The following is a 14,200-nucleotide window of genomic DNA, read 5'->3' as shown; positions in this document are numbered from 1 at the left end:
GGCGGCGGGCACGTCTTGACCGGCCTTGCACCATCATGTCCCTGGCTGGGCGATGGGGCGCACCAATGATGATCAGTGAACCTTGGTTTGAGCCACTCCTTGATGGCGGCGCGGCAGATCCACCCTTGATGCTGGCCAAGGTGGGGCTCCCTACGGCTGCCCGTTTCGAGCGGTCTGCAGAACCTGCGCCAAGCTCCTGAATGCGACCGTCAATGTTTCTTGCCTTGTGACGGTTCTACTTGAGAACCACCGGAGTCTTCAGGTGCATTGGAACAGATCGAGATTGGCCTAAGGCTGGGGCAATTCGGCGGCCCCGGACGGTAGTGAAGCATGTCTCCAAACCACCAGAAGCCTGTCGACATACGACTCGATTGTAAGCGATTGCTGATATGTCAGCTTCGCGTTCTGGCCCAGCAACTCTCGAAGAGTGCGGTCAACGATCAGGCGCTCAAGCGCCTTTGCCAAAGCCGTGGCGTCCCGCACGGGGACAAGCAGGCCGTTTTCCTCATGCTTAAGTATGTCCGGGATTGAGCCGACAGGAGTTGCGACAACAGCCAACCCATGGGCGAAGGCTTCTACAACCGCCATTGGCAGATTCTCGAAGTGCGATGGAAGAACAAGAATGTGGGAGCTACTGAGGAGTCTCTCGACCTCTTCTGAATCCACCCAGCCCGGCACCGAGACGCGGCCCGGGAACTTCATATCGGCCAGTGCTCTCGTGTCCTTCACCATTCCATCGCCAGCGAGCACACAATTCCAGTCCTCCAAGTTCGACAGTGCAGAAAGTGCCTCGAGGAGCTCCGGAATTCCTTTGTCCGGCCCCACCCGTCCCAGGAAGAGGATTCTCACCCGCTCGCCGGGAGAATGAGGCATTTGGTTGCGACGGGACGCTCGTGTCGCGTTCGGGAGCACCACGAGACTGTGCGCGCATTCTGGAACATGCTTGAGGATCAACTCCTTCCAGGCTGCTCCCAACACAACCACAGCATTAGCATGCAAGAAGATGCCGCGGATCATTTTCTTATAGAAACTGGGCCTCGACTCCCAGAACTCCCGAAAATTACCAGCGTGCAAGTGGATTGTGTAAGGTTGTCTCAATGAGCGGGCGATGAGGACCAGAAGAAGCTTTCGTGCAGTACTCCCGTAGGACCCGAGGTTGATATGCCACACATCATATGTGCGCATGAGGCCAAACAAGATGGTCTGCAATACGCACAGGATGTACCTCGGCGGCCAAAGCGCGGATCGGCCGCGAGTGGTAATGAAACGCACGCACACATCGTCAGGACTCCGTCGCGACAACTCTTCGCGCAGGCCATCCATCATCCGATCGACTCCTCCTTCGCCACCCGGCCCCAAAGGAGTAAAGACTAGTACTCGCATGTTCTTCGCTCGCGGAAAAGAGAACTTCCAACCTCAGCGCCTGCCCCGACGATATTCTCAGACCTTGCCTCATGAACTGCGTTGAAACCAGAAGAACGCAGCACCCCTCGAGGACGACGGCGAATAAGGCCTCCCGAAATCGGGCAATGGCCGATGTGAACTCCGGCCGATCCTTTCAGATGAACGGGACCGCTAAAATCGAGTGTCGAATGACGCAGCACCGGATTATGGAAGCCATAGACGCTTGCACGCCGGAAGCCAGGCTTCGTCCTCATCGCGCCGGCTTGATTGGTTTCAGATGAACCCAGAGATGCCAGCCGAGCAGGCGACCGAGCGGCAGCCCCGACACGGGCAGTGGTGGCCCATGCATCCAGCGCTTGTAGGCACGGGTGACCTGAAACGAGGGGAAGTCTTGACGCACCTCGCGCAGGCCATAGACCTTCGAATAGGGATTGTCCGGGCCATCGGTGTTGCGGTGGATGAAGTTGCTCATCCTCAAATAGTCTCTCAACCCGATGCGGCGGGCGTTGGCGACATGGCCCCCATAGACACCGCCGGGGTCGAGATTGAGGCCATAGAGGGCCAGCAGACCGAGGCGGCGCAACAGACCGATCGCGACCAGATAGTTGAACGACCATTTGGCGTAGACCATCATGATCAGCTCGCCACCGGGCTTCAGCACGCGGGCAATCTCGCGTTCGGCCAGCCGAATATCGGGGATGTGGTGCAGAACGCCATGGCTGAACACCTTATCGAAGGCATTGTCCGGATAGGGGATGGCAAGCGCGCTGCCTTGCTTCAGCTCATCATAGGGCAACTGGCGCAGTTGTAGCCGGGTGCGCACCCGGGCTACAGACTCCGCGGTGAGGTCTAGCCCCGACCAGTGTGCTCCGCGGCGGATGATCTGTTCCGAATCAGCGCCCTCGCCGAGGCCAATCTCAAGCAGCTTCGCGCCGCGGAAATCAATGCCGTCGAGGCACTCCAGGATGTGGCTCTCATGGCTGTAGCGGAAGGCATCATACTGCCGGAAGAACGCTTCATAATCGCCGCTGAAGGCCTGATCGAGACCGCCGACCTGCTGATCACCGCAAGGATGAGCTTGCCAGAATTCTTGAACCTTTGCCTCGTTCATAAGCCCTCCTTCTTTGCCGATAAGGATGATGCACCTCGATATTGGCTGCAATCAGCTTCAGAGCTTCATTGGTGAAAATTGGAGGTACCGCCAACGCATGCTGCCCCTTGGTTGCGCCCGAACCATCGACAACGGATTGCACCCCTGGCTGATCCGGATTCCTCCGCCGTATGTTTCCGATATGACGAAGCGAACATCCCTGACTATTGAAGACCCACCCGCGTCGTGACTTGCCCCTTCAGGCCGGGCCTTGAAGCGCTCCTTGCGGGGATGAGCGCATTCTTTTTGCGAACGCGGGACTCTTGGAGGCAAGCCCACAGAGCCGGGGGCGGGCTTAGGCTCGCAATTCGCCTCAAATCCAGTTTCCCTGTATTCAAGGGCTCGCCCCATGATTCACTGCGTTTCCCACCAAGATGACATCCGATCTCTTCTCGAAAGCCCAGGAGCAGCGGCCCAAGCCTCTCGCCGCCGAGATCCGCCCGCAAACGCTCGACGAGCTCATCGGTCAGCGGCACATCCTCGGGCCGAACGGGCCGTTGCGGCGCCGTGTCCGGGCCGGGCGGCTCGGGACGGTCATTCTCTTCGGCCCGCCAGGGGTCGGCAAGACGACCATCGCCCGGGCGATCGGCCAGGAGATGAGGAAGGAGTTCCGCTCCCTTCACCCGGCCAGCAGCAACGTGTCCGACATCAAGGCCGTGGCTCAGGAAGCCCGGGCCAAGGACATCCTGGTCTTCATCGACGAGATCCATCGCTTCAGCAGCGCGCAACAGGATTATCTCCTCGATCTCACCGAAACCGGCACGTTCGATCTGATTGCCGCGACGACAGGCAACCCCTATCACGTGCTCACGCCCGCTCTCGTGTCCCGGGCCTCGATCTTCCAGCTGGAGCCCCACTCGCTGGACGACCTGAAACAGGTGGTCGAGCGGGCCGTGTCCTTCCTCGCGGATCACAAGAGCCTGGACATTCGCCTTGACGACGACGCCCTGAAGCAGCTGATCGGACGAGCCGGAGGGGACGCCCGCAGGGTCCTGAATGCACTTGAGACGCTGGTGCTCGGATCGCCCCCCGGGACACCCATCCCGATCACCGGATCCATGGTCGATGAGGTGTACCAGGCCTCACCCCTGCCCTTCGACAGAAAGGGCGACTTTCACTACGATACCATTTCCGCTTTCATCAAATCGATGCGCGGATCGGACCCCGATGCCACCCTCTACTGGCTGGCCCGCCTCATTCATTCGGGCGAAGATCCCCGCTTCATCGCCCGCCGCATTCTCATCCATGCCTCGGAGGATGTGGGCCTTGCCGACAACACGGCCCTTCAAACGGCTGCCGCCGCCCTCGCGGCCGTCCAGCATGTCGGCTACCCGGAAGCCCAGATCGTTCTCGCCCATGCCGCCTTGCACATTGCGCGGGCGCCGAAATCCAACTCGGCCTGTCGCGGCATCGGGGCGGCGATGGCCTATGTCAAATCCCAGCCGATGATCCCCGTCCCCCCGCACCTGCGGGACGGGCATTATGCGGGAGCCGCCAAACTGGGCCACACCGGCTACCGCTTTCCCCACGACGATCCGCGCGGATGGGTCGAGCAGATCTACGCCCCTGGAGTTCGGCCGGGCCAGTTCTACCGCAGTGACGGCCGCGGCGGACAGACGTTCGAAGCGCGGGCGGATGCCTGGTGGGAGCGCGTGACGGGCCAGCCGCAGCCACACAACGGGCAGGACGAATCCGATCGGGGTTGAGGCATTTTCCGTTGAGGTAAGGCTATTGCAGGGATGTGGCGATCTGGCGCCATGGCCGCAACGTCATGCCACGCGTGCGGATTGCACACCCTGCGGCTCCCGCCGCAGGACTCGGCCAGGACGCTCTCCGCTGGGCTTGCCGTCGCGCCACACGACCTTGCCGTTCACAAGCACCGTCTCGATCCCGCGTGACGCGGCGATCGGACGATCATAAGTCGCGACCTCATCGACCGTTTCAGGGTTCAGGATCACCAGATCGGCAAATGCGCCTTCGCGGATGACACCTCTGTCCGGCAGGCCGAAGTTCCTGGCCGTCAGTCCAGTCATTTTGTGAATGGCCGCCTCGAGCGAGAACAGACCGCGCTTGCGGCTGTAATGTCCCAGCACCCGGGGGAACGTGCCCCAGAGTCGCGGATGTGGCTTCTCGTCATGGGGCAAGCCATCCGATCCGATCATCGTCTGATCGAAAGCCAGAATGCGCTCCACGTCACCCTCGTCCATGCGGTAATAGACGGCGCCGGCCGGCAGAAGCCGCCCGATCACCTCCTCTTGCGTCCCACCGAGCTTCTCGATGATGTCGCTCAGATCCCATCCCGCGAATTCGGGCAGTGATTTGGACCAAGTGACCGTCACGCGCGTGGCGTTCGCCGCCAGATGCGGTGCGAGAATCGTGGACGACGCCGCATAGGGATAACAATCGAGGCAGATCTCCTGGGTCGCCATCTGGCATTCGATGAGTCGGAGGGTTTCCGCCGAGCGTCCAAAATTCCTTGCGCCCACCACCTTGTGATGCGAGATGACGACCGGAACGCCGACATCGCGCCCGATCCGGAAGGTCTCGTTCAGCGACTCGACGACCATGTCGCCCTCGTCCCGCATATGCGTGCAGTAGAGGCCGCCGCGGTCCCGCAGCGGCTGGCAGATCTCGATCACCTCTTCCGTTGGAGAGCCGACCGCAGGCGCATAGGCCAGCCCTGTCGAAACACCGATAGCGCCAGCTTCCAGAGCTTCGGAGACCATCACCCGCATCGCCGCGATCTGTTCCGGACTGGCGGGCTGTGCCAGATCATCCATCGTCGCCACGCGAAGCGTCGAATGGCCAACCAGCATGGCGCAGTTGGTGGCTGCAGGATGAGCCTCGAGTTCGGCTACATAGGCGGCAAAGGTCGGAAAGCGATACCACCGGCCATCCTCGTCGAGCAGATTCAGCGGCGGTGTGACGGGATCCGGAATGGGACGCGGCATCGGTGCGAGGGAGATCCCGCAATTGCCTCCGATGACGGTCGTCACGCCCTGGCTCACTTTGGGCGCCATGTCGGGATCAGACAACAACAGCCGATCATCATGCGTATGCGCGTCGATGAAGCCGGGAGCAACCACGAGCCCCGCGGCATCGAAGGTTGCCTCGGCCGTCGCATCGCCCAACATACCGACATGCACAATGCGATCGGCTCTGATCGCCACATCCCCCTCAAATCGATCCGCGCCCGTTCCATCGACAATGGAAGCATTGCGAATAATCACATCGTAGTGGTTGGTCATGATCCTGCCTTTGCTAGATATCGACAACGCCGTTTCGCTCGTGCATCAACAAGCACCCGGGCTCAGAGGACGGAAATTCTGGAAGTCCCAATTGCGTCCAGGCGCGGCGTCGATGAGCGCACGTGTGTATTCCTGCCGAGGCATCGTCAGAACCTCGGATGCGGGGCCCGCCTCGACGACCCGTCCCTTCTGCATCACCACGATGGTGTCGCAAATCTGGGCGGCGACGCGCAGATCGTGAGTGATGAACAGAACGCCGACACCGACCCTGGCCCGTATTTCGTCCAGAAGCTTGAGGACCTGAGCCTGCACGGACACGTCGAGCGCTGAGACCGCCTCGTCGGCCACAAGGATGTCCGGCTCCAGGGCCAGTGCTCGCGCGATGCAGATGCGCTGGCGCTGACCGCCGGAGAACTGATGCGGATATCGCTGCAAGGCGTCTTCATTCAAGCCGACCAGCCCGAGCAGCTCACGCGCCTTCGCAAGAGCTTGATGTCGATCCATACCGAAATTGACGATCCCTTCGATGATCGAGTCTCCCACCTTCATCCGTGGGTTCATGGAGCGATAGGGATCCTGAAAGACGATCTGGACGCGCTGGCGCAATGGACGCAGCTGTTGTCCCGACGCCTTGGCAATGTCCTGACCATGAACCAGCACGCTTCCGGAGGTCGGATCCTGGAGCCGGACCACACATCGCGCCACCGTCGACTTTCCCGAACCGGACTCGCCAACGATCCCGACGATTTCGCCCCTTCGAAGCGTCAGGCTTACATCCTGTGCTGCCGGAATGGGGCGGCCTCTTCCGAAAATCCCCTTACCGGCGTATGTTTTGGTCAGCGTCCTCACATCGAGAACGATCTCGCTCCCAAGCGCCGTCCTCGGCTTCGGCACGAGACTCGGTACGGACGAGACCAGCATGCGGGTATATGGTTCGCTCGGATGGGCGAGAATATCATCCCGCGTCCCGACCTCGACCACCCGCCCCCGGTTCATGACGACGATGCGATCCGCAATTTCGGCAACCACGCCGAAATCATGCGTGATGAACAGCACGGCGGTATTGTGCTTTTCCTGAAGCTCGCTGATGAGCGCAAGAATCTGCTTCTGGGTCGTGACGTCGAGGGCAGTCGTCGGCTCGTCCGCGATCAGAATACGGGGCTCGAGAATGAGCGCCATCGAGATCACGACACGCTGGCGCTGGCCGCCCGAGAGCTGATGCGGGTATGATTTGAAGATGCGTTCGACGTCCGGCATGTGAACGGCTTCGAGCATCTGCAGAATCCTGGCACGTCGCTGCGCCCTACCGAGCTTGCTGTGGATCCTCAAGACCTCATCGATCTGCTCTCCAACTGTCTCGACGGGATTGAGCGCCGTCATCGGCTCCTGAAAGATCATGGCGACCTTTGAGGCCCTGAGCTCTCGTAGACGTGAGGGGCTCGCTGCGAGAACGTCCTCGCCTTCAACGAGGATCCGGCCTCGCGACGGACGCAGAGCTCCGGGCGGCAGCAGCCCCATCACGGCAAGCGAGGTAACCGATTTGCCGGACCCCGACTCTCCGACGACGCAGAGCGTCTCGCCAGGGCTTATATTGAAGCTTACGTTCTCGAGCACGCGGCGCCCCGCCGGATCACCGACAACTTCGACGGCGAGGCCGTCGATCTCCAGAACAGGAGAGTCCCGGCCGGCGATCACACTGGATATTCTTGGATCAGTGGCACGATCGATCATGATTTTTTCGCCATTTTCGGGTCGAGCACGTCTCGCACGACGTCTCCGAGCACATTCACGCTCAGGAGCGTCGCAGCCAGCGCGACGCCAGGATAAAGGATGAGGCCTGGCAGCAACTGGAAGTACATCCGGCCTTCCGACATCATGTTCCCCCAGGATGGGATCTCCGGCGGAAGCCCTGCTCCAAGGAAGCTCAGCGTCGCCTCCGTGAGAATGGCTGCGGCGAACACATAGGTTCCCTGCACGATCAAAGGCGCCATTGTGTTGGGGACCATGTGCCGAACGAGCAATGTGGGCACCCGGGTTCCCAGCGAGATGGCCGCTTCGACATATGGTTCCGTCCGGACCGACAGGATGACGCTTCGGACAAGCCGCACGACGCGAGGAACCTCCGGGATCGTGATCGCCACCAGAACCGTCAGAATGCTTCCGCCGGTCAGCGATACCAGCGCAATGGCAAGCAGAATGCTGGGAATTGCCATGACTCCGTCCATCACGCGCATGATGATGGCATCGGCAGCGCGAAAGTATCCGGCGATGACACCAATCAGAAGACCGAGCAAGATGCTCATGATCGTCGCCCCAGCGCCGACGATCAGGGAAACTCGCGCGCCGTAAATGACTCTCGAATAGATGTCCCGCCCGTAGGCATCGGTTCCGAGCCAGTGCTCCGGCGAGATCCCCCGCAGACGGGACCCTGGATCGATCGCCACCGGGTCAGTTGTCCCGAGAAGCGGCGCAGCGAGAGCTGCCAGAACGATAACGCAAAGGATCGTGAAAGCCGCAAGCACTGGGCCGCTCCTGAGCGTGCCGACCAATTGCCTGGCCATGCCGACCGCTTGTGAAGCGCTCGAGCTCACAGGCGGCTCTCCCGACACTGGCGGGCTGTTGTCTGCGGATACTGGATTGACGATTGCTCGCATGGCATCCCTCAGTAGCGGATACGCGGGTCAAAGACGGGGTAGAGCAGATCAACCAGCAGGTTGATGAGGATATAGACGAACGAGAAGAGCAGGATCAGGCCCTGAATGACCGGGTAGTCGCGCGCCAGCACGGCCTCGACCACCAGACGGCCCAGCCCCGGCAGATTGAAGACGGATTCCGTTACCACCACCCCGCTGATCAGCGAGGCCATTCCGATACCGATAACCGTCAGGATCGGCACAGCCGCATTGCGCAACGCATGACGCATCAGGACCACGCGCTCAGTGGCACCCTTCGCGCGTGCCGTCCGGATGAAGTCCTCGCCCATGACCTCGATGATGCTGCTGCGGGTAATCCTGGCGATCAGTGCGACGTACACCCCGCTCAAGGCGAGAACAGGCAGAACGAGACGCTGAGCGAACGGCCAGAAGCCTTCCGAGAAAGGCTTGTATCCCTGGACCGGGAACCAGCCCATTTTGATTGATAGAGAATAGATCAGCAGATACCCGATCACGAAAGTCGGCACCGAAAAGCCGAGCACCGACAGCGTCATGATGGCCCGGTCCAGCAGCTTGCCCTGCCGCCATGCGGCAATGATCCCGAGAGGGATCGCAATGATCACCGTGACCACGATGGTTCCCAGCGCAAGGGCCAGGGAAGGACCCACACGGTCGCCGATCATGTTCAGCACCGGCGTTCCCGACAAAAGCGAAACGCCGAGATCCCCGTGCAGAAGACGCACGATCCACTGCGCCAATTGGAGATAGATCGGCTTATCGAGCCCCATCGTCTGTCGGATTTTGTCGAGCTGCTCGGCGGTGGCGTCGTCTCCGGCGATGATGGCTGCCGGATCGCCGGGGGTCAGACGCAGAATGGCGAATACGACGACCGCGACCATTGCCATTACCGGTATGGTCGCTACGAGGCGTCGCGCAATGTAGGCCAGCATGGCTATCCTCGCTCCATCCTCTCCTGAGAGGATCGTTTAGGAAATGGAGGCCGCCCTCTCGTCATCCGGACAGAGGACAGCCGCGGAAGATGCAACTCAGGGGATCGTGAGGGCGTTCCCGCCCTCACGGCCTCGGCTCGTTTTCGATGGCGAGAACGGATCTCGGACGAGATCAGTTGTCCGCCTTCTTGATGTTCCAGAACACTGTGATCGGAGACGCCAGAACGCCGGTCAGCTTCTTGCTGTAGGCGGCCGGCACGGAGAACTGCCCGAGTGGCCCAACGACACCCTCGTCGATGGCGAGCTTCTGAATCTGGGCTGTAATCTTTTTGCGTGCGGCCTCGTCGCTCGCGCGGGCGAATTCCAATCGCAGCTTTTCGATCTCGGGCACGTCCGGCCATCCGGCCCAGGCCTTGGTGCCGTTGGCGGCAATCGTCGTATTGCCGAAGGGATTTCCGCTGGTCGCAAGGGTGCTATAGGTCGAGAAGATGTTCCAGCCCCCATCCGATGGCGACTTCTGATTGCCCTGCTGCGTCACGACCGTTTGCCAGTCCATCGTCTTGAGATCGACCTTGAACCCTGCCTTGCGAAGGGCCGATGCAATCACGATGGGCTGCGGCGCCACCATGGCGAGATCCGTCGGTTGCAGAACGACGACCGGGGTTCCGTCGTATCCTGCTTGCTTCAGGAGTTCCTTCGCCTTCTCGGTATTGGAAGGGATGACGACATCCTGACCATAGGAATCCGCGTAGGGTGTGTCGCAACCGAAAACGGCGGCGCAGGTTTTCGCATATTTCGGGTTGCCGACCAGCGCCTTGAGCACGTCGTCCTGACCAACGGCATACATTGCTGCCTGCCGCACGAGCTTGTTGTTGAACGGAGGATGCAGGTGGTTGAACCGGTAATAGGTCCAGTTTCCGAGCTTATCCAGCACCTCGACATTGACGTCGCTGCTGTTCTCGAGCATCGGCAGAAGATCGAAAGGGACCTGCTGAATGAAGTCGATCTCTCCGTTCAGGAGAGCATTCACCGGCGTCATCTGGTCTGGCATGGCCACCCACTGAACGCGGTGTACGTTCACGACCTTGCCGCCTGCGGTCCAGCTTGCCGGCTCGGAGCGAGGCACATACTCCTTGTTCTTCTCGTAAACCACCTTGAGCCCAGGCTTGAACTCTGAGGCGACGAACTTGAACGGCCCCGATCCGACGAACTCCTTGATCGGTTCAGAAGCCGGCGTCTCGGCGATTCGTTTCGGCATGATGAAGGCCGGACGTGAGCTCAGCTTCGCAAGACTTTCCAGAAGGAGCGACGTCGGCTCCTTGAGGACGACCTTGAAGGTCTTGCCGCCGACGACCGCGATCTCGGAGACCATGGTCATCAGGACTTGGCCCGTGGAGTCCTGCTGTGCCCAACGCTTGATGGATGCGACGCAATCCTCAGAGGTGACGGCTGCGCCGTCGTGCCACTTCAATCCTTCACGTAAGGTGAATGTGTAGGCCTTCTGATCCTCGGAGACCTCCCACCTCTCGGCCATTTGCGGTTTGATCTCGAACTTCTCGTTCATCCCCAACAGCGTGTCATAGATCATGTAGCCATGATCGCGGGTAATGAATGCAGTACTGACGACCGGATCCATGACCCTGAGACCGGATTGCATGACGGCCGTTATGGTCTGCGCGGACACAGGCATCGCAAGGAGCGAGGCAACGGACAATGCTGCGACGGCGCCCATGGCCTTGTAACGAGAGGCTCGTTCGACTTTGGTGAACATCATACTTCCCTCTTTTTTGAATGTGCCGTTCGGCACAGGACGTGATTCAAGCCGCGCTTCTTCGAGCGCTTGTTCTTGATCCACTTGACGACAGTTCTTCTTGGATCCCCCGCAATCCGAAGATAGATGCCGGGATGCGGGTTGGCCTTTCAGCGATCTGATCGGCCAGCAAGCGGGCACTCCCTGCCGCGAGCGTGAAACCGAGAGCGCCATGACCGACGTTCAGCCAGAGATTCCGGAAACGGGTCGCTCCGATGATCGGCTTGCCGTCCGGTCTTGCCGGCCGCAATCCCGCCCAGGCCTCCGGCTCTCCCACAGGGTTGAGGTGCGGCAGGAAGGTCCTGACATTCTCCCGGAGCGACGCGATCCTGTGGGGTGCGATCGATACGCTCGTATCCCCGATATCGACCATGCCGGCGACTCGCAGACGGTTGCCGAGCCGCGCGTAAACCACCTTGTTCCGCAGATCACTCACGCTTGTCGTGGGGGCGAGGCTGTCGGGTCCGAGCTGATATGTGAGACTGTAGCCCTTGAGAGGATAAACGTAAGGATCGAGACCGGCCTGTTTCGCAAGGCGCTGTGCTCCGACGCCGTTTGCAATGACATAGCCGTCCGCAGCCATGTCCCCCTGTGATGTCCGCAGACCGGCGATGCGGCTTCCTTCTACCCATAATCCCTCGACCATCGTCTGGTACGAGAACGCAACGGGAGTCGGCCCCGCTCTCATGATCCGCTCCAACTCGGCGCATAGCTGCAGACAATCGCCGGCATCTTCGGTGGGCGTGAAGATGCCGCCCGCAATCGTCTTGCCGATCCCTTCGAGCGCAGGCTCGCGGTCGAGACATTCCCGAGGCGTCAGAAGCGTCTGACGGCACCCTAGGGAGGCCTGATAGGCCAGTTGCGCCCGGGCGGCCGTAAAGGATTTCATATCCTGATAAACGAGCAGCTTGCCTGACGACTCGAACTCAAAATTGGGGCGCTCACGGAGCACGAGCTGGTGAACCAGTTCACGACTATACATGCCGAGCTGCAGGAGCTCCGCCGTTGTCCGCTGCGCCTTGCTCGCCCGACAGGCTCTCAGAAATGCGAAGAGCCATCGCCATTGCTCGAAATCCGCTTTCGGCTGAAAGCTTAGAGGAGAGTTGCGATCAAGGAGCCAGGAAGGAAGCTTTGGCAGCACGCCGGGATCCGCCAGCGGCGACACGAAGCTATAGCTCAATTGCGCTCCGTTCGCTTTGCTGGTCTGTTGCCCGGCTCCCTCGCCACCATCGACAACCGTTACCGAGTGGCCGTCGCGCGCGAGATAGTATGCTGTCGTCAGGCCGATAATTCCCGCACCGATGACGATGATCCTCATGGAGCATGGTCCCGCAATTGAGCGATCGTGGCAGCCGCGGAGATATGCTCGAGGCTCGTGCGGACGGAAATGATCGTCGGTCTTTTCGACGCCAATGCCTCCCGGATTGCGTCTTCGGCTTGGTCGCTGCGGTCTACCAGGATGCCCAAGGCGCCGTACGTCTCGGCGAGCTTCGGGAAGTTCGGATTGACCAGAGCCGTCGCACTGACTCTCCTGGGAAAATGTTTCTCCTGGTGCATTCGGATCGTGCCGTATGAGCCGTTGTCGGCAATGACGAGGATCGGGCGTGCGCCCGATTGCATCGCCGTCGCGAGTTCGTTCCCGGTCATCAGGAACCCTCCATCGCCAACGAAACACACGACGTCGCGGTCGGGGCAGCGGAGGCTTGCGGAGACCGCAGCAGGGACGCCGTATCCCATGGCGCCCGAAGAGGGAGCGAGCATCGTGCGCCCTCCGCCGAACCGCATCAGGCGCTGTACCCACCCCCCGAAGTTTCCAGAATCGATCGTGATGATCGCATCATCGGAAAGGATGCGGTCGGCGGCCTGCACGGCGGCTGCGAAGACGACGCCGTCGTCGGCATCCACGGGGCCGCTTCGGCGCCTGAGTCCCGACGCGACCGCGTGCAGGTGCCGGCTCCATTCCATGCGGTGATCCGGGATATGATCGGGCGCATGAATGCGCAGTCCTTTGAGAAATCGGGCCGGATCACACAGGATGCCGAGATCCACATGGCGGATGCGCCCGACGACGACGGCATCGGGCCAGACGTGAATGAGCGGCTGGGCCGGCCTGGGCGCCGCGGGAAACTGGAAGCCCTGCGTCGTCACATCCCCGAGCCTAGTTCCGACCGCAATGACGAGATCGGCATCCCCAACCGCTGCAGCCAGTTCCTTCGGAGCCCCGTAAGTCAGATGACCTGCATAGAGCGGGTGTATGTTCGGGAGCAGATCCGCATGCCGGACAGCAGTCGCGACCGGAATGCCGAATGCCTCCGCAAGATCGCGCAGAGCGGCCTCACCTTCAGGGTTCTTGAGGAGACCTCCGGCAATGATCAGCGGCTTTCGCGCCTGCGCGATCCGCGCCGCCACATCCTGAAGCATCTCTTGGCACGGACCGGCGAGAGGCAAGGGCAACGGCCGGGCAGGTGCGCGATCGATCCTGTCTTCGAGCATATCCTCGGGCAAGGCGATCACCACGGGTCCCGGCGTGCCGCTCTGGGCGGCATGGAAGGCCGTCGCGACAATATCGGGCAGTCGTTCCGCATGGTCGACCTCGACGACCCATTTCACCATGGACCCGAAAACGCGCTCGTAATCGACCTCCTGAAAAGCACCCATGTGGCGATGCTCACGCTCGACCTGTCCTACGAACAAGATGAGCGGAACGGCATCCTGTTCTGCTGAATGCACGGCGATCGCCGCGTTCATGGCGCCGGGCCCACGGCTCACAAAGGCAACCCCCGGGCGGCCCGTCAGACGCGCGTCCGCCAGAGCCATGAAGCCCGCACCGCTCTCGTGCCGGCAAGTGACGACATCCACCGTCGAGCATTGTGAGAAACCATCGAGCACACTCAGATAGCTTTCCCCAGGAACACAGAATATGCGATCGACGCCATGGAGAATTAGCGTATCGATCAACAGATCAGCTGCCCGTCTCATCGCAT

General features: G+C 60.9%; 10 protein-coding genes. 1 reads left to right on the top strand and 9 read right to left on the bottom strand.

Annotated features, from left to right (window positions below; translation table 11 throughout):
* Positions 1-288: 288 nt before the first annotated feature.
* Positions 289-1,326: a glycosyltransferase family 4 protein gene (locus ACS5Q0_RS08955; protein WP_473126268.1), complete on the bottom strand. Its 1,038-nt coding sequence runs from the start codon at positions 1,324-1,326 to the stop codon at positions 289-291.
* A 328-nt stretch (positions 1,327-1,654) separates the two neighbouring features.
* The gene (locus ACS5Q0_RS08950; protein WP_473126267.1) at positions 1,655-2,515 is read right to left on the bottom strand and encodes a class I SAM-dependent methyltransferase; all 861 of its coding nucleotides are present in this window, start codon (positions 2,513-2,515) and stop codon (positions 1,655-1,657) included.
* A 413-nt stretch (positions 2,516-2,928) separates the two neighbouring features.
* Between ACS5Q0_RS08950 and ACS5Q0_RS08945 the strand changes: the two genes are divergently transcribed.
* Positions 2,929-4,260, top strand: coding sequence for a replication-associated recombination protein A (locus tag ACS5Q0_RS08945; protein WP_473126266.1), 1,332 nt, complete (start codon positions 2,929-2,931; stop codon positions 4,258-4,260).
* A 63-nt stretch (positions 4,261-4,323) separates the two neighbouring features.
* On the opposite strand, the gene ACS5Q0_RS08940 is transcribed toward ACS5Q0_RS08945, so the two are convergent.
* The 7 genes from ACS5Q0_RS08940 to ACS5Q0_RS08910 all read right to left on the bottom strand — a co-directional run bounded on the left by ACS5Q0_RS08940 (position 4,324) and on the right by ACS5Q0_RS08910 (position 14,195).
* Positions 4,324-5,802 (bottom strand): N-acyl-D-amino-acid deacylase family protein, encoded by a 1,479-nt coding sequence (locus tag ACS5Q0_RS08940; protein WP_473126265.1) that lies wholly within the window; start codon positions 5,800-5,802, stop codon positions 4,324-4,326.
* A 45-nt stretch (positions 5,803-5,847) separates the two neighbouring features.
* Positions 5,848-7,533, bottom strand: a complete 1,686-nt coding sequence (locus ACS5Q0_RS08935; RefSeq protein ID WP_473126264.1) for an ABC transporter ATP-binding protein — start codon at positions 7,531-7,533, stop codon at positions 5,848-5,850.
* Positions 7,530-8,363 carry an ABC transporter permease gene (locus ACS5Q0_RS08930; protein ID WP_473126263.1) on the bottom strand — a complete coding sequence of 278 codons (834 nt, stop codon included), beginning with the start codon at positions 8,361-8,363 and terminating at the stop codon, positions 7,530-7,532. Before ACS5Q0_RS08930 ends, ACS5Q0_RS08935 begins: the two co-directional genes overlap by 4 nt.
* Positions 8,364-8,464: 101 nt before the next feature.
* Complete coding sequence (locus ACS5Q0_RS08925) at positions 8,465-9,406, bottom strand: ABC transporter permease (protein WP_473126262.1); 942 nt, start codon at positions 9,404-9,406, stop codon at positions 8,465-8,467.
* A gap of 172 nt (positions 9,407-9,578) precedes the next feature.
* A complete protein-coding gene (locus ACS5Q0_RS08920; RefSeq protein WP_473126338.1) occupies positions 9,579-11,177 on the bottom strand; it encodes an ABC transporter substrate-binding protein in 1,599 nt (532 codons plus the stop codon).
* Positions 11,178-11,223: 46 nt separating this feature from the next.
* Positions 11,224-12,534, bottom strand: a complete 1,311-nt coding sequence (locus tag ACS5Q0_RS08915; protein WP_473126261.1) for a D-amino acid dehydrogenase — start codon at positions 12,532-12,534, stop codon at positions 11,224-11,226.
* Positions 12,531-14,195: a thiamine pyrophosphate-dependent enzyme gene (locus tag ACS5Q0_RS08910; RefSeq protein WP_473126260.1), complete on the bottom strand. Its 1,665-nt coding sequence runs from the start codon at positions 14,193-14,195 to the stop codon at positions 12,531-12,533. The genes ACS5Q0_RS08915 and ACS5Q0_RS08910 overlap by 4 nt, the downstream gene beginning before the upstream one ends.
* Between the last annotated feature and the right edge of the window lie 5 nt (positions 14,196-14,200).

The sequence above is a fragment of the Microvirga sp. HS2 genome (assembly GCF_055792805.1).
Note: the sequence above shows the minus strand (reverse complement) of the source record. Positions and strands in the feature narration are given on the sequence as shown.